This window comes from Clostridium sp. LIBA-8553 (assembly GCF_057782465.1).
The window spans coordinates 1,131,075-1,154,026 of the sequence record NZ_CM173489.1 but is presented as its reverse complement, the minus strand read 5'-3'; the positions used below and the strand labels follow the sequence as shown (position 1 = coordinate 1,154,026).

Genomic DNA, 22,952 nt, shown 5'->3' with positions numbered 1-22,952 from the left:
AAAATACTCTTTTAATTTCTCAAAATCATAAAAAACTTAATTAGCAATTTGATTCTCTCAAAACCAATAAATAAGCTTTCTTAAAGTTTAGCTAATTACTAAGTTTTAAAAATCATTCATTAACATAACTAAGACTTCATCAACATCAAATAACTCTTCAGTCTCGAATATCTCTTGTAAGTTCTCCACATTCTCATCTGAATGCTCTATATCCTTAGAATAAATACGGCTAACTTCAACCATATCCTCTTCAGTAAACTCACCTTTATCTATAAATCTTATTACAGATAGCTCCTTAATCATTAATGTACTGATTATGGCTAACTTTATTTTTGCAGACATATCATAGTCAAAGATAGATTTCATGAAGTATCTAAATATGAAATAAACTAATATGTTCTTAAACTTGTATAAGTTCTTTTTATAATACTCATTAAACTCTCTATGTTTCTCAACATAGAACTCTTCTCTTCCCTCTAAATACTTTAATCCATTATCTAATCCCAGTGGATCATTAGAATTTATATGCTTTATGCCTTTATATACATTAAAATATTCGTATAGGTTATTGTATTTGGTACTCTCTTTTCCTTTGTAATTATCTAAATCCTTTATAAGTTCATTTAAGAATTTCTCTTCTTTATATTCTTCAATAACATCTTCTATTTCATCCATGTCACCTAAATCTATTTTATTTTGAACCTCTTTAACAAATTTAAGTGCTAGTGCCGCTTTTGTTCCTAAATCTAAATCAGCATGTTCCATGATGTTAAATACAACATCCCTACACCCTAAAAAGTCTGAAAGAACCTCTTCATCAATACCTTGGTCAAAGTAATTTTCGTCCTCATTAAAGTCATTATCTTCTCTATTATCCTCACAAATCTCCTCTTCACTTAACTGAAAAGTATTATTTTCAGGCTTTCTTAAAATAATTCTTGCAGCCTCTGGACAGGATAAAGATATTCCTATTTCTCTTAAGTACAAAAACTCTTCAGTATATCTTGGAAATTGCTTACAAGTGTGACAAAGATGTTCTTCTCCAAGGTTAATATAAATATCACACATCTTCTCCTCATTTAAAAAAGAACAATTTCCATTATTTAAAAGAAAAACATTGTCTCCATCTTCATCTTTAACTATCTTACTTCTCAAGATTTCTCCAAATTCACCCTCAACCTTCTCATAATAGCCATGGGTTTCATCATCAATAACAATTCCCCATCCAGCACAACAAGTATCTTCACAATCTGATGCTATACATTTAAAATCATTAAAATAATTCGGTACTCTTACTTTCATTTTCTTCCTCACAGTTCATAATAATTCTAAGTCTTACCTTTTAATTATATCAAAAAATATAAGTCCTTTGTTTAATACCCTATATTTTAAAACATTTCCCATTTTATACTCTTTCTAAACTCTTGATTTCTCCTCTCAAAAGCTATTATTTTTATGAAAAACTCCAAAAACAATTATATTTACATAGTAAAGAATTTCAAATACTGTTATAATTTATTTGAAAAACTTCTATATTTTTCAAGTTAGGATAAGTTTTTAATAATTAGTTTTTCATTCATATTTATATGAAAAATAACTTTTAAATTAATTGGTAAATATTCATTTTATGGAGGAGATTATATTTATGTGTAACAAAAACAATACATTTGAAAAGAATCTAAATATAAACCATAAACCAGAACCAATAAAACTATTTGATAAGGATAATAACATATGGAATTCAAAATATTTTAGAATTCCCAATATACAATTATTAAATGACGGTACAATTTTAACCTTTTCAGATATTCGTTATAATGGTCCTGATGACCATGCTTATATAGACATAGCTTCTGCACGTAGTACTGATTTTGGGAAGACATGGAGTTATCAAATAGCAATGAAAAATAATCGTATTGACTCTACCTACTCTCGTGTAATGGACTCCACAACAGTTATTACAAATACAGGTAGAATAATATTAATTGCAGGTTCATGGAATACAAATGGAAACTGGGCAATGACTACCCCTTCCCTAAGAAGTGATTGGTCTGTTCAAATGATTTATTCTGATGACAATGGATTAACTTGGTCTAATAAAATAGATTTAACTACTAACTCCTCAAAAGTAAAAAATCAACCAAGTAATACAATTGGATGGCTAGGGGGTGTTGGCTCAGGTGTTGTAATGGATGATGGAACAATAGTTATGCCAGCACAAATTTCATTAAGAGAAAATAATGAAAATAACTATTATTCATTAATTATCTATTCAAAGGATAATGGTGAAACATGGACAATGGGAAACAAAGTTCCTAATTCAAACACTTCTGAAAATATGGTCATAGAATTAGATGGAGCTTTAATTATGAGTACAAGATATGATTACTCTGGTTATAGAGCAGCATACATCTCTCACGATTTAGGAAACACTTGGGAAATATATGAACCTTTAAACGGTAAAATTTTAACTGGTAAGGGATCTGGATGCCAAGGTTCATTTATTAAGGCTACTACTTCAAATGGACATAGAATAGGCTTAATTTCAGCACCTAAAAACACTAAAGGTGAGTATATAAGAGACAATATTGCTGTTTATATGATTGATTTTGATGACTTATCCAAAGGAGTTCAGGAAATATGTATTCCTTACCCTAAAGATGGTAACAAATTAGGTGGTGGATATTCTTGTCTATCCTTTAAAAATGGACATTTAAGCATTGTTTATGAAGCCAATGGAAATATAGAATATCAAGACTTAACACCTTATTACTTACTAATTAATAAACAATAATAAAATACTACATTATACTAAAACAAATCAAAGGAGCATAACCATGAAAATAGGACTAGCATCTAAAGAATTTATAAATAAAGATATTGAAAAAAACACTAATACAATTATAAAATCCATGATAGAAGCAAAAGAAAATAATGCTCATATGATTTGTTTTGGAGAAGCTTTTCTTGAAGGATTTGATTCGCTATCTTGGAACTATGAGAAAGATAAAGAAATAGCACTTACTCTTTCCTCTTTACCTATTAAAACCCTATGTGATTATGCAAAGAAAATATGTATTTGTGTTTCATTTGGCTATATTGAAAATTACAAAGGTTTATTATATTGCAGACAGACATAATACACTCTAAGAATTTAATTGAAACCTTCTTCAGCACACCAAGTTAATAAATGAACCATATTTATCTTATTTAGAACATAAAAATAATATATACAATATACACTATGTTCTTGTTTAAATATGGCATGGAAAATTTAAAAAATAATGGAGATGCGATGTATATGCAAAATTTTGATTGGCAATTATTGAAGTCTCAACATATTGTTAGGGATAGATGGATTTCTCTGAGGGCAGATACATGTAAAATGCCAAATGGTAGGATTGTTACTCCGTATTATGTTTATGAATATCCGACCTGGGTAAACGTTGTGGCAATAACTAAACGAAAAGAAGTTGTTTTAGTACAACAATATCGTCATGGATGCCAAAAGACACTATTAGAACTACCCTCAGGTGGAATGGAGATTACAGATACATCTCCTACTGAAGCAATTAAAAGAGAATTAGCTGAGGAAACAGGTTATACTGGTGAAGAGTTTATTCACACATGTACTATATCTGCTAATCCCGCAAATCATAATAACCTTACTCATTGTTTTCTTGCTTTGAATGTTGAGTTAACTAAAGATATTAATTTAGATGAAACAGAGCAAATAAAAGTTGTATTAAAACCCTTGAATGAAGTAATAAAAAGTCTTAAAAACAATGAATTTTTACAAGCACTACATGTTTCATCTTTATTTCATGCTTTCATGTATATGGATATAATAAAGATTTAATATACGATATTTTTTAATGATAAGTTAATAAAAATAAATAACGTATTGTAAAATCGCATTGTTCAAGAGATTATATTTGCAATTTTTTTATTATAAATTTTTTTAAAATAATATATTTATCTTTTTCACTTAGTTTTTATAAATTGGAATTTAAGTGACAATCTAAATTTTACGCTATGTAAAATAATAATGTTGAAAATATAGTATTAAAAAAGGATCAGTCATTTACTGGTCCTTTTAGTTTGTTATTTTTTAGTTATAATACTAAGTGTACAGCTTAATTGTTCACTTTAATTTTTGTTATTTATCAATGTTGATTTAGAGTATGTCTTACATCTTTGCTTGCTTTGATTTATCTTTATTTTAAAAGTTCTTTTAATAACACCTATATTACAATCATCGTTTATAGGAATTCTAATAATTTTAAGTACCTTTAAGGTATCTCCTCTACGGTATGCTCTTTCAATTTCTCCACTCTCTACCTTTAATATGTTAAGTTGTATAGAATCATCATAGTAAACAGAGTACTGTCTTTGTACTATTGTTGTTTTAGGAAATCTTCTAAGAAAATTATCCGGATCATTAAGCTCTCCATTTATTAGTATAACTTTAGCTGTCATTATAATCTCACCATTAGAATTTATATTTATAAAGTAGAAAAACATTATTTTTATAAAGTTATAAAGTAATACTACTATAGTTGCTACCAAACCTATTGCTATAAAATTCATTATAACTGGCTTAGCATTCTCAATAAGTATAGTTCCTTTTATCATCTCTTCTAAAATAACTATAGCATACAATATATATATTATATAAACATACTTCAATCCACTACCTAAGTATTTTAGCCTTTCCTTTGTTTCATTATTTATATATCTTCTCCACTCTTCATTATTAAAAGACCATTTTATTAATTCTTCATCTTTTAGGCTAATTCTAACTCTAATAAATTTATAAATATTAATACCTGTAATAGCTAAGGCCAACATAACTATACCTGAAAATAGCATTGTAATACCTATATTTCCTAATCTGTCTATTTTGTAGCCATTTTTCATCGCTTCTATTGATGCAATAAAAATTATAATTGAAGTTATAATATACCTATAATATTTCATTTTAATTTCCCTCACTTTAATCCCAATTAACCAGTTTACTCATCTGAATTTTAAGCTACTCTTATCATTTCTCAATAAAAAATCTCCCCCAAATTTATCAATTATCTTTATTTTTTCACTCATACTTTCTACCTCTACAAATACCCATTTTATTAATTAATAAAATTATTACACTTCTATTTTCATTCCGTCATATGCAAACTCTATGTCATCCAACTCTTTTTCAAGCTGAACATAATCATCATAAGATTTGCCCCAATCCTCTTCTAGATGAGTTATGATTACTCTTTTAATATTATATTTACTTTTTAAATCCTTAATTTCATTCATGGTAAATAGTTCATCTCTTAGAGGACTATCTTCTTTTAAAATAAAACCATCTTTTAACACTTCCCCCACAATGGTATTTCCTATAATTAAACAATCTGCATTAAAAAACACTTCACTTTCTGGAAATGGCTTAACATCACAAGGTGCATATATAAGTTTCTTTCCTTCTTTTTCAAAAACAAATACTGTTGCATGATTAGCATTAATAAAACTTACTTTTATATCTTCAATAAATATATGGTCATTTACACTTTTTCTCTTAATAAGGTTTCTAACATTTTCATAGTAATCTAAATAAGAACCATACTCAAAGCCTATTGAATTTATACTTTTCATAACATTATCTAATGCAAATACTTCTATTGTATTTTCACAATTCTTGCCACAAGAGACATCTAGCCAATTAAGTCTAAGTTGTTTAAAAACCCTCATTCCTAAAGTATGATCTGGATCAACATGGCTAAATAAAACTCTATCAATCTCATTTATGCCACAATAATTTATTCCATAAGCAATATCTTCTGGAGTATCAACTAACAAATTTATATCTTCTAAAAATAAACTACATCCACATCTTGAATAAGGCCTTCCTTTAATTCTTGCCTCTTTACAAACCCTACAATTACATAATGGCTTAGGCAATGAAACACATCCTCCACTTCCAACGATCTTAAAATTCATCTTTCTCATTCCCCCTTAAAGCTAAAAAAATAATAAATACTGTTTTTACATAAAAATACTTGCTTACTTTATCATTAAAAGTTCTTTTAATTTTATATTACACCCATAATAGCATATTTTTTCCATAATTAATAATAAAAAAAGATTTAAAGCTTACTCTGCTTTAAATCTTTTCATTCTAACATATACATAATATTTACCTTTTCTAATTTTATTTTATAACTTATTATCTTATTTTAAATCTTCTTTTTCATCATATCCTAAAAATACTACCTTAGCTAAAACTCTCATTAAATCCATTGCTTTTTTCATAATAATTTCTCTCCTTCTTAACTCTTTAATTTCAACTTTCTTATTTATCCACTTAAATTCTAACTTTTTATTAACTTGTCCATTTATTTTTCCTATTATTTTAAATCCTCTTTTTCGTCATATCCTAAGAATGTTGCCTTAACTAATACTCTCACTAAATCCATTGCTTTTTTCATAATCAAATCTCTCCTTCTTTATCTCTTAATTTCTCTTTTGGGTTGTTTTCCCTCAACCCTTGATTTAATTATATATTTCTAGGAGAAAATCTCATATTTAAGTAGATTACACTTAGATTACATATTTGAAAGGTTGTTTTTAAGTAATGTCATATTTCTTATTAATACAAAAAAGAAATTAAAAATAAGTAAAAAATTTATGTTAAAATAATGTTATAAAAATTTACCAAAGAAATAAATTAGGAGGCACTTATGAAGGAAAGATTATCATACATATTTGAATTTAAGAAAAAAAAGATATTTACATGCACATTGTTATTGGTATGCTTTATATTAAGCATTTTTAGTACGTTATACTCTACTTCATCACACACTAAAATACTTAACATATTATCAATACTGTGTTTTTTAGCAGCTTTTATTATCTCTCTTTTTAATTTATTTAAAAAGCCAATTAATAATAAAACAAATAATAGTTCTAAAAATAAGGTAAGTAAAAAATCTAAATTCTAAGATATTAAAGAAAGTTATAATCAATGTAAACCCTATGTATGAATAAATATATTAATTTAAGTTATTATATTTATTCATATATACTTTACTCTCTATACTATTTTAAAAATTCATGTTAAATAACTAGCATATATACATATAAAAGACCATATATATTATGTAGTGTAAAAAGCAAATTTCTTAATTACATAATTATCAAACTTTTATGCTAGGAGATTTTAAATGAAAAAAAGATTTATATTAATTCCAACTACATTTATAATTCTAATCTTGTTGTTCACGCCATTTATTAAAGAGCCTCTTTTAAATTTCTTCATAAAAAACGAGCTTAATAAGAATAGTATTACACTAGATTTTAATAAAAACAAAGATGAGATTATTAATTTATTTAAAGATGATATTGAAAATAATGATATTTTTTTAGTTGGCGAGATTCATAGCACATCAAAATCTGTAAAACTTAATATAGATTTCTTAAAATTTTTTGTTGAAAATGCAGATGTAAGATATATCTTATTTGAAGGTGGATATACAATGGGACAATTATTAAATGAATTTTTAATATCAGGAGATTTTAAAATTTTAGATTTTATAATGAGCTCTTTATATGGATCCCTAGCATATACACAGGAACAATATGATTTTTTTGTAGAGTTATATGAATTTAATAAAAAACTTCCAGAAAATAAAAAATTAATGTTTGTAGGAATAGATATAGAGCACCAACCAAACATTGCATTAAGATATATAAATTCTCTTTTACCAAATACAAAACTACCAGAAGATATAAAAGAATACTTTGAACTCCTAAATAAAACTACAGTCAATAATTTTCTCATAAATACTAAGAAAATAGCTATGGGAATAAAAGAAAATGAAAATAGTTTTAAAGAATATTTAGGAGATAATTTCTTTGACTTTTCTTTTTCAATAAATAATATGTCTGTAAGTAGACCAGGATTAAGTCAAAGGGAGCCTTATTTAAAAAGTAATTTCACAACATTATATGAGAGGTTACCTAAAGGGAAATATTTTGGACAATTTGGTGAGATGCATGTAAGCAAATCTGGTAATATGAGTAAATCAGATCCTGTATCTTTAGCTAATTTTTTAAATAATGAATATGACGAAACTAAAAATAAAGTTATATCCATATCCCTTGCACTAAATAACAGTTATGTTTTGAACCAGAATTATGTTGTTGAAGGCCCTATAAATAATTTGCCAGCGTCCTTTTTCCCTCAGGATGGATTAACTAAATTAGTAAAATTGAATTATAAAAATAGTCCATTTTCAAAGTATAAGCTTTTGGTTAAAGAAGCTCCTACTACTGAATACTATGAATATTTATTACTTATTAGTGATTCCCCTGCCTGTACAAAGTATTATAAAAATATATCTAAAGAAAAGACTCAGTAACAACCGAGTCTTTTCTTATATTATTTTAATGAGATACTCAAATTTTAAACACAAAATATAATATTTAGCATCTTTTTTTCCTTATCTTTAAAACCGACATTTTTAATATATGATTATTAAGTAATTATCTTCGCTATAAGGTTTAAGGTAAAAACTTAGTGCTATAAGCAAGAATATCTTTTATACGAGTATGATTATTTTTTTATATGATTCAGTTTAAATTACATGTCATAATTTTATTAAGAATTGCTGTTAATTTTAATTAAGACATTTTAGTAATTTTTATTTGCTTTAATAAGGCAATTAACCCTCCAATTCTTAATCCTGAAAGTGCATCTAAAATGTTTCTAGATGTAATAACTGTATCAATAGACACGCTTGTTAATATAAATATAGCAAAAAGAATAACTATACTTATATAAGCTCTTATAGGTTTGTAATTAATATAATCAAACAATGTACAATTTTCACATATCTTCATTACTAAAAAATACGCTATAAAATATGCTGATGAAAAATATAATAAAAATTCAAACATAAAACTTTACCTCGTAACAAATTACAAATTTATCCATAAATGTTATATCACCTTTTGAATACTAGTCTTTCTGCTAATAAAAAAGATTATCTAAACTTATCATTAACATGCTATTACATCTCTATATAAAACCAACATAGTTTTAAAACATAACCAAATAAAAAAACTGTACCATAACATAATAAAACTTATAAAATGACTATAAATTCTTAGTGGAAATCAGTAATTCTCTGAATCTATTTATAAGTTTTATAAATTACTTGATACAGTTTTTTATCTCTATTTTTTTAAAATCCTCTGGTTTGATGTGGCTAACTTAACATCATATTGAATGTTGTTACTCACCTTTAACTTTTCATCATACTTTCCAAACTTAAAGTACATATCCCCCTTTAGATTATATATATCAGGAAACTTCTCTCTAAACTTCTCTTCACTAAGTCCAGAATAAACTATGACTTTAAGCTTTCTCTTTCTTGCTGAATTAACCATTTCTCTTAGTTCCTTAGGTTGAAGTGACCATTCAAGGCCTGCAAGTATGATACCTTCATTAAAAGGATCTTTTGTTACCTCATCCAATATTTCTTCTGAATCCTTCTCTATGTTTGGTAATTCTTTTAGATGCTGATTAAAGCATCCCTTGCAGTTTAAATTACAATCTACTGCACTTATTAATGCTCCCATAAAAGGCGCATCCTCTACTCTCTCATGAACAATGCCCTTTGTTTTTATAATCATAGGCTTAGCTGATTTCTATCCTTAAACTCTGATTTTTTACCATCATTAAAGAATTCAACTTTTCTTAAGTAGCCTGTTATTCTTTGATATAAATCTAGCTTTTTGCCACATATAGGACACTCTTCTACCCTTTCCTTTACATATCCATGCTCTTCACAATATCTATTTAAAGGAGAAATACTTACATAAGGTGTTCTATATTCCTTACAAACTGTCTTTACTATGTGTTTTGCCTTTTCTCCACTTATAGCTCCATCGCAATAAATATGCACCACAGTTCCTCCTGTGAATAACACTTGAAGCTTCTCTTGGTGATCAAATAATTGCTTTAAGTTTTTAACTTCATTAGGTGGCATATGACATGAGTTTGTATAGTATGGATATTCTCTTCCCCCTCTAACTATAATATCCTCAAAGTCCTCTACATCCTTTTTAGCTAGTCTATAACAAGTTGATTCAGCTGGAGTAGCCTCAAAATTATAAAGATTTCCTGTTTCTTCTTGAAAATTTATTAATTCTTCTCTTATGAAATTACAAACCTTTATTGAAAACTCCATTCCTTCTTCAGTTAATATATTATTTCCATTAAAGTTTTCACACATCTCATTTAATCCAACTATTCCTATAGTACTAAAATGATTTTTCAAAGTACCTACATAAGTTGAAAATGCCGGCAACATATCTTTATTTATAATATTGTCATTTAACCATTTTCTCTTCTTTTCCAAGCTATCTTTTGCTATAATCAATATTTCTTTTAAAGCATTAAAAAACTCTTTTTCATTATTTTTATGTTTATATGCCAATCTTGGTAAGTTTACTGTAACAACACCTATACTTCCTGTACTGTCTCCACTTCCAAAAAGGCCACCATTTCTCTTTCTAAGTTCTCTTAAATCAAGATTTAATCTACAACACATTGATCTTACATCACTTTGATCCATGTCTGAATTCACAAAGTTTGCAAAGTAAGGATATCCAAACTTTCCTGTCATCTCAAATAACATATCATTATTTGGATTATCAAAATCAAAGTTACTATTTATATTATAAGTTGGTATTGGATAAGAAAATGGTCTTCCATTATAATCACCTTCATTCATAAGCTCATAAAAGGCTCTATTTAACATGTCCATTTCCTTTTGACATTCTTTATATGTGAAATCCTGAATCTTATCTCCAATTAAAGCAGGATCATTTTCTAAATCCTTTGGTGGGAATAAATCAAATGTTATATTAGTGAAAGCTGGTTCTGCTCCTGCTCTACTATTACTATTTATGCTAAATATAAAGTTTTGTAGGTTTTGTTTAACCTCTTCATAAGTTAAATTATCCTTCTTTATATAAGGTGCTAATAAAGTATCAAATGAGTTAAAAGCAACAGCTCCCATAATCTCATTTTGATATATTGTAACTAGGTTTGCTATTTGGTTTAATATAGCATCAAAATGTTTTGCTGGACTACTAGTTGGAATATTAGGAATTCCTTGTACCCCCATAAATATTATATTTCTTAATGAATATCCACAGCAGTAAAGAGTTAATCCTCCTAAGTCATGAATATGCATATCTCCATTTCTATAAGCATCTATTATTCTCTTGTCTTTGTACACCTCATTAAGCCAGTAATCCTTAGAAACTTCAGCTATTATGTGCTTATTAAGACTTCCAAAGCTGTATGGTGAGTTAGAATTTTCATTAACTCTCCAATCTATTTTTTTAATATAATCATCTACTATTTTCTTACTAGACAACATATTTTTCACATCCTTTTTTTACATCCCTTTTGTTTCTACTGACATTATACATCAGTTTAAAATGTTATAATAAATACTCATATACCTATATAGTCATAATCAATTAATTATTTGTTTTTTTTGGAAACATCTCTAACTGCTCATGCAATCTAAGTTCTTCCCACATCATAACTTTGCTAAAAAAATTTAACCAAAATTATCCTAAATCACTCAGAATCATAAGAGAAGCTTGTATTTTCCTCGCTTCTAAAAAAACAAAAATTTTTATATAAAATTTTTTAATTTATTACTCAGCTTAATAAATTTCACCTCAAAATATCAAATAATCTTAATAGAATTTTATGTATATTTCTTACAACTACTAATATTATTAACTAAGAAATATATATTCATATATAATAATATATTATTTATTGGAGGAAATAATGAAAAATACAGTTACAAAGAAATGGGGATTAGGAAGTCTTTCTTTTCCAATTTCTATATTTGCTATTATGCTTTCTTTTAGCTTTGTCTATGGTAAAACTTTAGGGAAAATTATATTTAATTCTCTAGGTGTGCCTTTTCCTTATGAACTTATTTCCTTGCTACTCTTAGTTATAGCTCTTCTTCTTAGCTCTAAGTACAAAGATCACAAGTTTTCAAAGACAGGAATGATTTTATCTAAGGTTGTAATATCCTTGATATTAATTTCATCTATTTTCGCTATAATTCTTTAACAAATAACAACTTATTTTAGTTTTAGATTCATAAGCTACACAAGTAAAAACTTAATATTTTCTAAAGATTAAACTTTTACTATAAAGGTAGTTCCCTTATCTGAACTACCTTCTAATTCTTCTCAAATTAGTTTAGATCTATTATAATTTCTCTTCATTCCTCTTAATTTCCTCATTAACTCTATAAGCCTTAATAAAGCAAAGTACTGCCAGTAGGATATTTACATAGGGAACTATTATTGTTATTTGAATAAAAAATATTAATAATATACCAACAAGTATCCAAAGATTTCGCTTCATAGATAAACTCATTATATTTTCAGCCCCTTTTCATATATATAATCAATTCATAATTTTGTAATATATTGAAATTATATTCAAGTATAGATATAATTATCTATAATAAGATATTTTGATTGGAGGGATAAACTATGAAAAGTGTAATACATACAAAAAAATTTGGGATAGGAAGTCTTTCTTTATTAATTTCTATATTTTCAATTATGTTTTCATTCACTTACTTTAATGGACAATACTTAGGACAACATATCTTTAGTACATTAGGAATCTCTTTCCCTTATGGGATTATCTCTTTGATTTTATTCGGTATATCCTACTTCATTGCATACAAAAACAAGGAAGACAAATTTGCTAAAGCAGGAATGAATATATCAATATTATTCTCAGTATTAATTTTAGCATTATCTATACTTTCAGCATTATTATAAATTTGATTAGCTCATAACAAATAGAAATTCATAGTAAAATTACGTATATAATGCAATTGACAACAATGTGTATTAGGACATAAATTCCATTTGTTTTATAATTTATAGAAATTAAAAGGTCAGCAAAAACTTGCTGACCTTTGTTTATATAGTATTAAAAATGAATTACGAGTATTAATTTCAAAAAAGCTTTATTTATTAGTTTCTCTAAAAGTATCAACTAAATATTAAGTGTTCTTTTCTAACCTTTCATTATAAATTTCTAAATCCTCACTTAATGAAAAGCTCTTTCTAAAATCACTTACTATATTTTCATCCTTGCTTATTGTAAGTACCTTGCCCCCATCCCACGAAATTATTTCAACCTCTGCAAGTGGATGTTGAATATTAACTGGATTTTTCCAAAGCTCCTCATTCCCATCTGCATAAGGAAGATCATATTTCATAATCTCTTCTAAGGATACATCTTTCTTAAATCCACTTAATACGCCCCAAATAAGCTGAAAATCTTCTGACTTAACTATCTCATCCAGCTCACTTCCTGATAAAAATGAATACTCCCTTGATAATAAGTCATTTATCCTTTCATCTACTGGATAAGCACAAGTATCTGTAATAAGCCAGTTAAACTCAGTATGAATATTGTTAATAGCTTTAAACACCTTAGCTAAATCTGTGTAATACTCTTCCCCTCTTTCTAAAACTGCACCCTTCATCCTTATCTCCTATAATCAATAGTTTACACTTTATGTTATACCTTAAAATCATATTGGTTTTTAGCTAACACTCAAAAGCTAGCCAAAAATCAACATTCACCTTAAATACATTCTTAATTTAAAGCTATTATAGTCCTTCAATCTCTCTAGCCTTCTCTTCTATCTTCTTTAATTCCTTATATGCGTGTTGAACCTTATCTTGTACAACATTAAGTTTCTCTAAATGCTCTATAGCTGCCTCTCTATAAATATCTCCTAAATCATTATTACACCAGTTTGAATTTTCAAGTTCATAGCCTTTAACCATTTCCCTGTCCTCATTATCCATATCATCAATGTATGCCTTTAAAACATCAGATATATGTGTTAACTTAAATATTGCCTCTCCACTATATCCTGGCATTATATTTTTAAGAACTAAAGTAGCTCCATCATCTCTAATTTCTATTTCTTGCTCTGGCAATTCTCCATCTAAAAGAACTGACTCCATCTTCTCAAAATTATCTATAAGTTTCTTTGCTTTTTTAGCTAATCTCATTTCCTTTGATTCCATTTTAAACTCCTCACTTTCTAGTCCAACTTTGAAGTTTTATTTATTCTATTATACTACATTACAACACTGCATTTCTGGATTATCCACAAGTTTTAAAGTTATTTCTGAAAGATTAGTAACTCCACAAGCTTTTAGATTATCCAAACAATTCTCTAATACTTTTTCAGTATTTTCAGAATTAACATCATAAGAATATGGTTTCATATCACTTAAAGAGATCTCTTTATACCCTACTTCCTGAAGTACATCACTTAAGTTTTTATCTAAATTAAATGCTTCCAAAACACAACATAATTGAAAATAACCATACATCATGACACTGTTCATTATTTCAGTTCCCCATATTTTCTTGAAGAACTCCTTAAAGTTACTTTCCTTAGTCAATGGACTTGGTATATCCTTAATTATGTGGTGTATCATCTCTTTTACCCTATTTAAGTTATTTTTCTTATCAACTTTTTTCCAATATGCAACTGCAAAGGAATTAGCAAAAAGCTCCTCATTAACACCATCCATGTCTACATTATTAATATCAACTAATACATGTCCAATTTCATGAATAATATTATACCAATGAAAATACAAATCAAACTTTTTTTGTACACTTTCTTCTCCAAAAAGCTGAGCAAAACCAATTTGTTCTTCCACTGTTCCTGTTTCATATTTCCCACTGATTATTTCATAACTCATAGATTCTCCCTCATTTCTTGTAACTTTCTAATACTCAAGAAAATTTTTCTTAAATACTTTTTATCCTGTGTCCCTCTTATATAATACTCTTAAAAGCTTATAAATGTAATCATTTACTATGAATATTTATATTTTATCACACATAAATCACATTATAAAATTAACTAAGATTAAACTATTTGTATATATAGTAAAAAAATAAAGAACTGTATCAAACTTAAAATAATAAAACTTATAAATTGAAATGAAAATAATATTCATATAAGCTTTATTCTAAGTTTTTAATGATACAGCTCTTTAACATCTAGAATTTAAAATTTATGTCTAAAACTCATCGTAATTTATACCAAAATCATTTTCAGGAAGATCTTTTGTCAGAATACAATAAGCAACTCCTATTAAGATAGGAACAATAAAAATTGATAAAGAAAATAAATAATATAAACTTAATAATCTCATAACAAAACCCTCCTTTTAATATCAAATAAATAACTAAAATATTTATTTATTAATAATATTATAACATATCAAATCATAAACAAACAGACTATTAACAAAAATTCTTTTATGTTATAATTAAAAGGTAGGGAATTTTATGAAATTTTCCTTATAATCCAGAAAAGCCTATATGCAAAAACGCATATAGACCTTTTTTATTTAGACTCCATTTTTAGATAATATTAATATCTTTCACTTTCATTTCATTAACTCTTTAACTAATAAAATCTACTTTTAAACACATATTATCTAATAAAATTAGTAAACTCTCTTTCTTCTAATTCTGGCTTAAGAATGTTATTTTCCTTACCTAATTCTATGCACTTCATTAACCATGCCATGTTTCTTCCTAGGACTCTCATTGTTTGCATACCCTCTAAATCATTTTTAACATCTTCTGGAGTATATCCATGGACCATATTCCAATATTGAGAACTTACAACTGGCATGTTAGATATTGTAAGATACTTGCTTAATTGATCTAAAGTAGCTGTTGTTCCAGCACGTCTTGCACTACATATAACTGCTCCTGGTTTAAATGCTAAGTGGCTACCCCCACTAAAAAATACTCTATCTAAAAATGAAGTTATTGAACCTGAAGCTGATGCATAATAAACTGGAGATCCAAATACAAATCCATCTGCATCCTTAGCTTTTTCTACAAAGTCATTTACAATATCCTTCATAAAGCATTCTCCTGTTTTCTTACATACACGACATCCTATACATCCAGCTATAGGTTTATTTCCTAATTGGAATATTTCAGTATTGATTCCATTCTCCTCTAAAGTTTTACTTACCTCTTGTAGTGCTGTGTAAGTACATCCTTTTCTATTAGGACTTCCATTAACTAATAATACTTTCATTTTTATACCTCCTAATTATAACTCTTTATTATACTCTAGTTTTTACTTATTAATTCTTATTACTTTTTATTCCTAAATCTTCTTTTAATAAAATTATAAACCTTTGAGTTAACTCCAAGGCAAGAACTTTTTTTATTTTTCTATAAAAAAGAGGGCAAGATTGAATCCTGCCCTCTTACTTCTACTAAGTTAATTTCAATTCATAAAGTCTTACTTCATGCAACCTATAACAAACTTCTTTTAATTCTTCTTTTCTTTCTATAGGAGCTTCAAAGTTAAATACTCTAACTCCGAATATATCTCCACAATCATTAAGATTTATAAACTTTTTTATAATCTTATTTGTACTATTTCCTTTTACAAAAGCATTTAAATATTCTAACTTTCTCTCAAACCCTTGCTTTATATACCAATTATTTGCCTCTTCATCCTCTTGTGTCCATGCTTCAAATCGCCTTATTCCAAGTTCTATCAATCTCATCTTTGCATAATTAAGCATTTTAGTTGCAACAGAAATATTTCTATACTCTGGCAAAACAGCTATGTTCCAAATTACTCCACCTAATTCACCTTTTAGATAACAAAGCTCTCCTTCTTTTCTCTCATATTCAACGTCAAGAATTCCTATTATCTTTCCATCCTTCTCAGCTACTATAGAAAGTGATGAATTTTCATAAAGCTCTTTTTCTCTTTTTACATCATCAAAATATGAAGTGTTAAAAAAAGAAAGTACTCTACACCTTACCCATCCTCTCTCATCCTCATCTCTATACTCCCTAATAACCATATATCCACTCCTAAAATCAATATTAGGTATAAATAAGCTTAAATTACTCATTAAGGAAGTCTTGTAACCAGTTTAGGGCTTCCTCTCTTCCCATAGGTGCACAATGACCATGTACATATGTTTCAAAGTCAATTTCCTTAACCTTATTTATGTAAGCTTCTAATTTATCCTTATCATACTTTTCCTTCTTTCCATAGAAATCTATGCAGTCTGCATCTCCCACAAAAAGAATCTTATCTTCTTTTATATAAACTATGGATGAATCCTCTTCATGAGGACCTCCAACTAGTTCCATGTCACAATTAATATTTCCTAAATCTAAGCTTAATTTCTTATCATATACAATATCAGCAGTTTCCACCTTTATTTTACTTCTATCTGGATACTCTATACGAATATGTTCATCACAAAACTCTATTTCCTCTCCACTCTCAAGACGTTCATTCATAGCCTCTTCTGTCCATTTCCAAGCCTTCATATTCTCTAGCTTTTTATTAGTTAGCTTATTAGCTATCACTTGTCCATCAAAAGCACAAATAGCATATGTATGGTCCCAATGCCAATGAGTTATTACTGCAATCTCTGGCTTTTCAAGTCCTCTTTCCTTTAATCCTTCATAGAAAAGCTCTAAATGAGCAGGTGAGTTTCCAGTATCAATCATAATTGAAAACTTATCCCCTTTAACATATCCTAAAGTAGGTCTATCACTATGAGCATCATTTGGCATATAATATACATTTTTGCTTAATTCCTTTAATATCATCTTTCTCTCTCCTCTTAATTTCATCCTAAATAGTTATTTAAAGTTTATTTGTTCTCTAATACTTTTTATTAAATTAATTTATCTTAATCTAAGAGTTTCTTAAACCTCTTTTTAATCTATTTCAGTAAATTTCTATATAATAAATATCAATTTTTAATTGTCTTTTTTATTCACCTAATCATTTTATCTATATTAATACTAACTCTCTAAAGACTCAATTTCATAAAGCTTTGTAGGACTTCCCCACTTATCTATATCAAGTCCAATTTCATGAAATCCCATCTTTTCATAAAGCTGAATATGATCTGTGCTTATATAAACCTTATTATAGCCCAATTTATGAGCATATCTTCTTCCATGACTTATTAACTTTTCACTTAATCTCTGCCCCCTATACTTCTCATCAATAAATAAAGTTGCAATCCAAGGAGTAAGATCCCTATTCCTAATCGGTTCATTCTTAATAACTTGATAAAAACCAATTATCTCTTCCCTCTTAAGCATTACAAAACTCTGTGGTATTTTTCCCTTTAATGAAATTCCAATCTCTAATTGTTCCTGAAAGAATGGTTTAACTCCCCATCCACAATTCTCTACATATTTTAAAACTCTATCCTTTAAGTGAAGATTTTCTTCAACTGAAAGAATTTTATATTCCTCTACCATATACACCTCTTAATTTAAATTATTATGAAAAAGTTTACTTAAATTATACACTATTGAAAATAAACTTTCCGCTCTTATTCCATTTCTTAATATTAATGTTACAATGAAAGAGTACATAATTTACATGAATTTTCATGATTTACATTAAGAGGTGATTCTTATATGACTTTAATATTTATTGTGTTACTCATGGATTTATTATTTCCATTTATAATAGCTATTCCCTATAATGGATATAGTCATAAAAAGACAGTAATGAGCATGCTAGGCACTAAAAAAAGCCCCTTAGGTTGGCTTTATAACCTATGGATGGTTATATCAGGTTTTGTAATGATCTACTTTGGGTACGTATTATTTTCATACTACAACTCCCTTGAACAGTCCCTAGCCCTTACTCTTTTGCTTTTATTTTTTCTATATGGTATTGGAGATGAAATTATATCAGGTCTTTTCACCTTAAATGAAAATAAGGAAGAGGGAATTCTTTCTTCTAATATGCACAGTATAGGTTCTGCCTTAGGATTTGCAGCTCTTCAATTCGCTCCCTTAGTCCTTGCTCTTTTGCAGTTCGAATCTAAGGAAACCTTCTTTGGAATTTCAAGTGTTATATTTTTTATTCTAAGCTTAATCTCCTTTGCTTTCTTTATCATAGGAAAAAAGCCTAAGTTTCAAAACATATTTTTATCCTTAGAAGGCTTGTGGCAAAGACTTGCTCTCCTATTTATGTATTGCCCTTTTATAATTTGGATTTTATACAAGTAATAAATCTTCATGATAATTATGAAGACTATACTTAATACTTAATTCTTTTTATATCTTAATAAATAATAAGTTTACTATTTGAACATAATATATTTAGGATTTGAACCTATAAGTTAAAATATTTAACTTGTCACTTTCATTTTATATAAAAAATATGCAAGTAAAAAACTTATTTGTATATTTTTATTCATATTTTACAAATTCACACATATATATTATTGTTATATTTTTTAATCCTCCATTATTAACAAGTCAGTAAAATTAATTTACTGACTTTAATTTTTTATAAATATTATTTTCAAATCTGAACATATTAATAAACGAATTATAAAGTCAAAAATTTTCTCAAGTTTGATAAAAGTGTCTTAAGCTGTATTTACGTTGTTAATGCCTATTTAAAAAACAAAAAAATGCTAGATAGTATAAAACTCTCTAGCATTTTTCACTTTAAAACTTATTCAATAATTTATTTTTAACTTCTATTAATTCTTTATAAAACTTTTCTAAAATTTTTAATGTAAATTAGAAAAGTCTAATTTTGTAAACAGTATTAATCCTAGCAGGATAAACTTCTTTTATATTTCCATCATAGATAATTTCTATTTTATCCCCTTCTTCTATGCACTCTATAGTACTTTTATTTCCATCTCTATCAATTATCTTAGCTCCGTTAGTATTTACAGAAGCTAGTCCACCTTCATAGTTAATTAAAAGTCCATATTCAACTTTTTCAACAACTTCAGCCATTAACGTTTCCTGCTTCTTATTAAATGTCAAAAAGCCTACGAAAACTACAATCAAAACAACTAAAATTCCAATAAAAACTTTCTTCATTACTTTCTCCTTTGCTATTATTAAAAATATTTATAAAGCCTTCTTTAGAGACATCTCCCACTTAACTCTAAATAAATATCCTTTTTTATTATATCTAGCAAATTCATCTTCTGTCATGTTCTCTAAAAGGCCTTCATTTAATAATAGCTTTTATTTCCACATTCAAACCATAGTTATTTCTGTGATTATTTAGATAATACTATCACCCAAATAAAAATAATATAAAATAGTTCTTTCTCTAACTCTTAATCCATTTAATAATCTTATTTGAAAAATACCCTAAAGCCTCACATATTGTATAAAAAACAACATATCCTATGGCTGAAGAATTAAAAAATATTAAAGCAACAACTATAAAACTTATGGCTGAAACTATGTATGGAAAAAATATTTTCATATGTTTTTTACTTACTATAATACCTTGAAGGAAAAACAATATTGGAAATATAACTATTAGACTTCCTATTAAGAGTCCTTTTAAATCCAATGTACCAAGCTTATTTAAATCTAAAGATAAAAAAGATGATAATAGAAACATGATTAAAGCTGGAAAAAATATCACTACTCCCTCTATCTTATTTAATATTTTCTCACCATTCAATTTAACCCCTCCTTTAAAATTAATTTTTAATAAAGCATCCTATTAATCTAGTTTATTTTCTATATATCCCCATATATTAAATGCTATATAAATATATTCTTTTAAATTACTCCTTATCCTTTAAAAGTAGAAAATTCTTAAGCTCTTTTTCTAAGACTTAAAATTAACTGTTCATACAAAGGCTTTTAAAAAAATTATATAATACACTCCTTAAGATATATGCCTAAAAAGCAAAAATGCAATGATATCAATTAAGGATATCATTGTATGAATAATTTTAGATTAAGTCTATGTTTTAAATGTATATTAAATTTTTAACTAAAACTTGTAATTATAATTTCACGTAAAATTCTTAATGTTTTAAAATCTCATATAAGTTTAGAATTTTAATCTATCTTTAACTTCTGAGTATTTCATAACATTCTTCTTTAACAAATTGTTAAAGTTATCATAATCATCCTTAGATATATTCTCATTAAAAGTCATAATTTTCAAACTATGACTCTTACATTTCTTTCTATAAGATGGATGTATATGATTAAAATCCTGTAATTTAAAACCTAGTTTCAAATAGAAATTTAATCTCTTAATTGAGATTTCATCTATTGGCGGATCTATTTCTAAAATTACATTTTTATTGTTTTTACAAAATTCTTTTAATACTCTAGAACCATAGTTTTTCCCTCTTAAACTAATATCTATAGCAAAGTGTTCTATATATTTATATCCATCCATATCCCAATATAGTAATATTCCAACCATTTTATCTCCATCATATATAACATTAAAATGGTAATCTTCATCTGCTAAGGCTTTTATTTGATCCTCCATGGTTCTTTGCTCAAATATAGGGAAACTAACCTTATATATTTCCATTGCCTTGTTAAAGCACTCATTATTTGAATTTATTCTTATAAATTTCATTTTAAATTCCTCCTAATTTCGAATAAATTGCTACACATTTTTCTAATTTCCTGTAATATATAGTACTCATTATATACTCTCTTCCATTTCCTAGACAATGTGATACCATGTTATTATTTATGGATTAATATGTTATTAAGCACTCCTCTAACCCTACTAATATTCTATTTATAATTACAAGATTATAGGTAAAAGTTTAATACTAAATTTATTTAATTATATATATATTTATAATAAGTAAAGCCGCATAAAAAAACTAAAAAATATAACTTACAAGTACTTAACCTAAGTTTTACACTTAATAATCTATAAAAAAATCAATTTTACAATTTTATATATTAAAACAGTCTCTTTATAAAAAAAAACAATAAAACTTACAAATTTTAGTAATATTTATAAAATTTCATGCATATAAATATCATAGTAGGGGAGTTTTTTGATAATGTAATAATTTATCTGCTTCTTCATGAATTATACAAAAAAAACTTCTCACAACATATTTGCCAAACTCTACATCAAATAAAATCTTAATATTTACCTAACCTAATTAGAGACTATCTTATTAAAAAGATAGTCTCTATACCTTTTTAAAGGCAAATTACATAATATTTTAAAATATTAACTAACCTAATATAAAAATAGAACCTACTTTTATTTAAAAGTAGGCTCCATTATTTTTACTTCAATCTTATTTATTTTTAAATTTCTTTGCCTGTTAAAAAAATTAAACTTCTAAAATACGTTTTTCTCATTATTGTAGCTTTAAAATGTATATATAACTTCCCCTTATCTGACCACATTTAGCACTATTTCACAATTTTAAGTAATTTGATTTTTAGCTAGCCTTTCAGACCCCGCTTACAGTTCTATCTAAAAATCAATATTTACTAAAAATAAATGCTAAGCATTTTAACTTAAAACCTTATTATGCTTGACTTGCCCAATCTGCTGGATAAGTTACATATATGAATCTAGCATAATCTGGAACTGAGAATTGAATCTTTGAGCCTTTAGGAATTAAGATAAGTTCACCAGCATCTGCTGAAACCTTTCTTCCATCTATTATTATGTCTAGATGACCTTCTATAACGTAGTCAATTTCATCATAGTTTAAAGTCCAATCAAAAGTAGTTTCCTTCATTTCCATGATTCCAGCACCTAATCTTGGGCTTTCTTCTAACGTAAATAAGTCTTTAGTGTAAACTACATCTCTTGGATTTCCGGTATCCATTCTGTTTGACTCATCAACCTTAACTGTTGGAAGCTTAACTGACATTATTCCGCTCTTGTCTTTATTTCTTATAAAGTCAACTGTCTCATTATTACAAGCTCCAGCAAGCTTTTCTTCAATTATTTGTCTTACTAGTTTTTCTAATAATTCTTTGCTTATGTTCTCCATAA

Annotated in this window: 26 protein-coding genes; 7 read left to right on the top strand and 19 right to left on the bottom strand. The window is 26.9% G+C overall.

From position 1 onward, the window contains the following. Window positions 1–105: 105 nt before the first annotated feature. Window positions 106–1,302: a flagellin lysine-N-methylase gene (gene fliB / locus AC2JAQ_RS05035; RefSeq protein ID WP_488458209.1), complete on the bottom strand. Its 1,197-nt coding sequence runs from the start codon at window positions 1,300–1,302 to the stop codon at window positions 106–108. 343 nt (window positions 1,303–1,645) lie between these two features. On the opposite strand from fliB, the gene nanH reads away from it, so the two are divergent. From nanH to AC2JAQ_RS05020, 3 genes are all read left to right on the top strand, one after another. Further along, a complete protein-coding gene (nanH, locus tag AC2JAQ_RS05030; RefSeq protein ID WP_488458208.1) occupies window positions 1,646–2,794 on the top strand; it encodes an exo-alpha-sialidase NanH in 1,149 nt (382 codons plus the stop codon). 43 nt (window positions 2,795–2,837) lie between these two features. Next, complete coding sequence (locus AC2JAQ_RS05025; RefSeq protein WP_488458207.1) at window positions 2,838–3,140, top strand: nitrilase-related carbon-nitrogen hydrolase; 303 nt, start codon at window positions 2,838–2,840, stop codon at window positions 3,138–3,140. A gap of 104 nt (window positions 3,141–3,244) precedes the next feature. Next, complete coding sequence (locus AC2JAQ_RS05020; protein WP_488458206.1) at window positions 3,245–3,859, top strand: NUDIX hydrolase; 615 nt, start codon at window positions 3,245–3,247, stop codon at window positions 3,857–3,859. Window positions 3,860–4,149: 290 nt separating this feature from the next. On the opposite strand, the gene AC2JAQ_RS05015 is transcribed toward AC2JAQ_RS05020, so the two are convergent. Further along, on the bottom strand, window positions 4,150–4,980 hold the full coding sequence (locus AC2JAQ_RS05015) for a hypothetical protein (RefSeq protein WP_488458205.1): 831 nt from the start codon (window positions 4,978–4,980) through the stop codon (window positions 4,150–4,152). A gap of 168 nt (window positions 4,981–5,148) precedes the next feature. Further along, on the bottom strand, window positions 5,149–5,991 hold the full coding sequence (locus AC2JAQ_RS05010; protein ID WP_488458204.1) for an MBL fold metallo-hydrolase: 843 nt from the start codon (window positions 5,989–5,991) through the stop codon (window positions 5,149–5,151). 1,223 nt (window positions 5,992–7,214) lie between these two features. On the opposite strand from AC2JAQ_RS05010, the gene AC2JAQ_RS05005 reads away from it, so the two are divergent. Further along, entirely contained in the window at window positions 7,215–8,411 is a 1,197-nt protein-coding gene (locus AC2JAQ_RS05005) for a TraB/GumN family protein (RefSeq protein WP_488458203.1), read from the top strand. 262 nt (window positions 8,412–8,673) lie between these two features. Here AC2JAQ_RS05005 and AC2JAQ_RS05000 read toward each other — a convergent pair whose 3' ends face one another. The 3 genes from AC2JAQ_RS05000 to AC2JAQ_RS04990 all read right to left on the bottom strand — a co-directional run bounded on the left by AC2JAQ_RS05000 (window position 8,674) and on the right by AC2JAQ_RS04990 (window position 11,444). Further along, window positions 8,674–8,949, bottom strand: a complete 276-nt coding sequence (locus AC2JAQ_RS05000) for a hypothetical protein (protein ID WP_488458202.1) — start codon at window positions 8,947–8,949, stop codon at window positions 8,674–8,676. 279 nt (window positions 8,950–9,228) lie between these two features. Continuing rightward, a complete protein-coding gene (locus AC2JAQ_RS04995; protein WP_488458201.1) occupies window positions 9,229–9,687 on the bottom strand; it encodes a 4Fe-4S cluster-binding domain-containing protein in 459 nt (152 codons plus the stop codon). After that, entirely contained in the window at window positions 9,684–11,444 is a 1,761-nt protein-coding gene (locus tag AC2JAQ_RS04990; protein WP_488458200.1) for a ribonucleoside triphosphate reductase, read from the bottom strand. The genes AC2JAQ_RS04995 and AC2JAQ_RS04990 overlap by 4 nt, the downstream gene beginning before the upstream one ends. A gap of 425 nt (window positions 11,445–11,869) precedes the next feature. Here AC2JAQ_RS04990 and AC2JAQ_RS04985 point away from each other — a divergent pair, with 425 nt between their 5' ends. Continuing rightward, complete coding sequence (locus AC2JAQ_RS04985) at window positions 11,870–12,163, top strand: hypothetical protein (RefSeq protein ID WP_488458199.1); 294 nt, start codon at window positions 11,870–11,872, stop codon at window positions 12,161–12,163. 141 nt (window positions 12,164–12,304) lie between these two features. On the opposite strand, the gene AC2JAQ_RS04980 is transcribed toward AC2JAQ_RS04985, so the two are convergent. After that, entirely contained in the window at window positions 12,305–12,475 is a 171-nt protein-coding gene (locus tag AC2JAQ_RS04980; RefSeq protein WP_488458198.1) for a hypothetical protein, read from the bottom strand. Window positions 12,476–12,594: 119 nt separating this feature from the next. Here AC2JAQ_RS04980 and AC2JAQ_RS04975 point away from each other — a divergent pair, with 119 nt between their 5' ends. Next, the gene (locus AC2JAQ_RS04975) at window positions 12,595–12,891 is read left to right on the top strand and encodes a hypothetical protein (RefSeq protein ID WP_488458197.1); all 297 of its coding nucleotides are present in this window, start codon (window positions 12,595–12,597) and stop codon (window positions 12,889–12,891) included. 227 nt (window positions 12,892–13,118) lie between these two features. Here AC2JAQ_RS04975 and AC2JAQ_RS04970 read toward each other — a convergent pair whose 3' ends face one another. The 8 genes from AC2JAQ_RS04970 to AC2JAQ_RS04935 form a co-directional block, all read right to left on the bottom strand. Then, window positions 13,119–13,607 (bottom strand): DUF2691 family protein, encoded by a 489-nt coding sequence (locus AC2JAQ_RS04970; protein ID WP_488458196.1) that lies wholly within the window; start codon window positions 13,605–13,607, stop codon window positions 13,119–13,121. 127 nt (window positions 13,608–13,734) lie between these two features. Continuing rightward, window positions 13,735–14,160, bottom strand: coding sequence for a hypothetical protein (locus AC2JAQ_RS04965; protein ID WP_488458195.1), 426 nt, complete (start codon window positions 14,158–14,160; stop codon window positions 13,735–13,737). 48 nt (window positions 14,161–14,208) lie between these two features. Next, window positions 14,209–14,850, bottom strand: a complete 642-nt coding sequence (locus AC2JAQ_RS04960; RefSeq protein WP_488458194.1) for a hypothetical protein — start codon at window positions 14,848–14,850, stop codon at window positions 14,209–14,211. Between the two features lie 324 nt (window positions 14,851–15,174). After that, the gene (locus AC2JAQ_RS04955) at window positions 15,175–15,309 is read right to left on the bottom strand and encodes a hypothetical protein (protein ID WP_488458193.1); all 135 of its coding nucleotides are present in this window, start codon (window positions 15,307–15,309) and stop codon (window positions 15,175–15,177) included. Window positions 15,310–15,593: 284 nt separating this feature from the next. Continuing rightward, window positions 15,594–16,214: a flavodoxin family protein gene (locus AC2JAQ_RS04950; protein WP_488458192.1), complete on the bottom strand. Its 621-nt coding sequence runs from the start codon at window positions 16,212–16,214 to the stop codon at window positions 15,594–15,596. 184 nt (window positions 16,215–16,398) lie between these two features. After that, on the bottom strand, window positions 16,399–17,001 hold the full coding sequence (locus tag AC2JAQ_RS04945) for a GNAT family N-acetyltransferase (protein ID WP_488458191.1): 603 nt from the start codon (window positions 16,999–17,001) through the stop codon (window positions 16,399–16,401). 43 nt (window positions 17,002–17,044) lie between these two features. Then, window positions 17,045–17,764: an MBL fold metallo-hydrolase gene (locus tag AC2JAQ_RS04940; RefSeq protein ID WP_488458190.1), complete on the bottom strand. Its 720-nt coding sequence runs from the start codon at window positions 17,762–17,764 to the stop codon at window positions 17,045–17,047. A 198-nt stretch (window positions 17,765–17,962) separates the two neighbouring features. Beyond that, window positions 17,963–18,430, bottom strand: a complete 468-nt coding sequence (locus AC2JAQ_RS04935) for a GNAT family N-acetyltransferase (RefSeq protein WP_488458189.1) — start codon at window positions 18,428–18,430, stop codon at window positions 17,963–17,965. Between the two features lie 162 nt (window positions 18,431–18,592). Here AC2JAQ_RS04935 and AC2JAQ_RS04930 point away from each other — a divergent pair, with 162 nt between their 5' ends. Next, window positions 18,593–19,192: a DUF998 domain-containing protein gene (locus AC2JAQ_RS04930; protein ID WP_488458188.1), complete on the top strand. Its 600-nt coding sequence runs from the start codon at window positions 18,593–18,595 to the stop codon at window positions 19,190–19,192. Between the two features lie 522 nt (window positions 19,193–19,714). Here AC2JAQ_RS04930 and AC2JAQ_RS04925 read toward each other — a convergent pair. The 4 genes from AC2JAQ_RS04925 to AC2JAQ_RS04910 all read right to left on the bottom strand — a co-directional run bounded on the left by AC2JAQ_RS04925 (window position 19,715) and on the right by AC2JAQ_RS04910 (window position 22,950). Next, the gene (locus AC2JAQ_RS04925) at window positions 19,715–20,026 is read right to left on the bottom strand and encodes a hypothetical protein (RefSeq protein ID WP_488458187.1); all 312 of its coding nucleotides are present in this window, start codon (window positions 20,024–20,026) and stop codon (window positions 19,715–19,717) included. Between the two features lie 238 nt (window positions 20,027–20,264). Continuing rightward, on the bottom strand, window positions 20,265–20,627 hold the full coding sequence (locus AC2JAQ_RS04920; protein WP_488458186.1) for a hypothetical protein: 363 nt from the start codon (window positions 20,625–20,627) through the stop codon (window positions 20,265–20,267). A 378-nt stretch (window positions 20,628–21,005) separates the two neighbouring features. After that, the gene (locus AC2JAQ_RS04915; RefSeq protein ID WP_488458185.1) at window positions 21,006–21,551 is read right to left on the bottom strand and encodes a GNAT family N-acetyltransferase; all 546 of its coding nucleotides are present in this window, start codon (window positions 21,549–21,551) and stop codon (window positions 21,006–21,008) included. A gap of 925 nt (window positions 21,552–22,476) precedes the next feature. Beyond that, the gene (locus AC2JAQ_RS04910) at window positions 22,477–22,950 is read right to left on the bottom strand and encodes a cupin domain-containing protein (protein WP_488458184.1); all 474 of its coding nucleotides are present in this window, start codon (window positions 22,948–22,950) and stop codon (window positions 22,477–22,479) included. Window positions 22,951–22,952: the final 2 nt, after the last annotated feature.

Bases quoted from the DNA above. Each gene is read 5' to 3' on its own strand.
- fliB (WP_488458209.1), bottom strand. From the start codon at position 1,302: ATGAAAGTAAGAGTACCGAATTATTTTAATGATTTTAAATGTATAGCA.
- nanH (WP_488458208.1), top strand. From the start codon at position 1,646: ATGTGTAACAAAAACAATACATTTGAAAAGAATCTAAATATAAACCAT.
- AC2JAQ_RS05025 (WP_488458207.1), top strand. From the start codon at position 2,838: ATGAAAATAGGACTAGCATCTAAAGAATTTATAAATAAAGATATTGAA.
- AC2JAQ_RS05020 (WP_488458206.1), top strand. From the start codon at position 3,245: ATGTTCTTGTTTAAATATGGCATGGAAAATTTAAAAAATAATGGAGAT.
- AC2JAQ_RS05015 (WP_488458205.1), bottom strand. From the start codon at position 4,980: ATGAAATATTATAGGTATATTATAACTTCAATTATAATTTTTATTGCA.
- AC2JAQ_RS05010 (WP_488458204.1), bottom strand. From the start codon at position 5,991: ATGAATTTTAAGATCGTTGGAAGTGGAGGATGTGTTTCATTGCCTAAG.
- AC2JAQ_RS05005 (WP_488458203.1), top strand. From the start codon at position 7,215: ATGAAAAAAAGATTTATATTAATTCCAACTACATTTATAATTCTAATC.
- AC2JAQ_RS05000 (WP_488458202.1), bottom strand. From the start codon at position 8,949: ATGTTTGAATTTTTATTATATTTTTCATCAGCATATTTTATAGCGTAT.
- AC2JAQ_RS04995 (WP_488458201.1), bottom strand. From the start codon at position 9,687: ATGATTATAAAAACAAAGGGCATTGTTCATGAGAGAGTAGAGGATGCG.
- AC2JAQ_RS04990 (WP_488458200.1), bottom strand. From the start codon at position 11,444: ATGTTGTCTAGTAAGAAAATAGTAGATGATTATATTAAAAAAATAGAT.
- AC2JAQ_RS04985 (WP_488458199.1), top strand. From the start codon at position 11,870: ATGAAAAATACAGTTACAAAGAAATGGGGATTAGGAAGTCTTTCTTTT.
- AC2JAQ_RS04980 (WP_488458198.1), bottom strand. From the start codon at position 12,475: ATGAGTTTATCTATGAAGCGAAATCTTTGGATACTTGTTGGTATATTA.
- AC2JAQ_RS04975 (WP_488458197.1), top strand. From the start codon at position 12,595: ATGAAAAGTGTAATACATACAAAAAAATTTGGGATAGGAAGTCTTTCT.
- AC2JAQ_RS04970 (WP_488458196.1), bottom strand. From the start codon at position 13,607: ATGAAGGGTGCAGTTTTAGAAAGAGGGGAAGAGTATTACACAGATTTA.
- AC2JAQ_RS04965 (WP_488458195.1), bottom strand. From the start codon at position 14,160: ATGGAATCAAAGGAAATGAGATTAGCTAAAAAAGCAAAGAAACTTATA.
- AC2JAQ_RS04960 (WP_488458194.1), bottom strand. From the start codon at position 14,850: ATGAGTTATGAAATAATCAGTGGGAAATATGAAACAGGAACAGTGGAA.
- AC2JAQ_RS04955 (WP_488458193.1), bottom strand. From the start codon at position 15,309: ATGAGATTATTAAGTTTATATTATTTATTTTCTTTATCAATTTTTATT.
- AC2JAQ_RS04950 (WP_488458192.1), bottom strand. From the start codon at position 16,214: ATGAAAGTATTATTAGTTAATGGAAGTCCTAATAGAAAAGGATGTACT.
- AC2JAQ_RS04945 (WP_488458191.1), bottom strand. From the start codon at position 17,001: ATGGTTATTAGGGAGTATAGAGATGAGGATGAGAGAGGATGGGTAAGG.
- AC2JAQ_RS04940 (WP_488458190.1), bottom strand. From the start codon at position 17,764: ATGATATTAAAGGAATTAAGCAAAAATGTATATTATATGCCAAATGAT.
- AC2JAQ_RS04935 (WP_488458189.1), bottom strand. From the start codon at position 18,430: ATGGTAGAGGAATATAAAATTCTTTCAGTTGAAGAAAATCTTCACTTA.
- AC2JAQ_RS04930 (WP_488458188.1), top strand. From the start codon at position 18,593: ATGACTTTAATATTTATTGTGTTACTCATGGATTTATTATTTCCATTT.
- AC2JAQ_RS04925 (WP_488458187.1), bottom strand. From the start codon at position 20,026: ATGAAGAAAGTTTTTATTGGAATTTTAGTTGTTTTGATTGTAGTTTTC.
- AC2JAQ_RS04915 (WP_488458185.1), bottom strand. From the start codon at position 21,551: ATGAAATTTATAAGAATAAATTCAAATAATGAGTGCTTTAACAAGGCA.
- AC2JAQ_RS04910 (WP_488458184.1), bottom strand. From the start codon at position 22,950: ATGGAGAACATAAGCAAAGAATTATTAGAAAAACTAGTAAGACAAATA.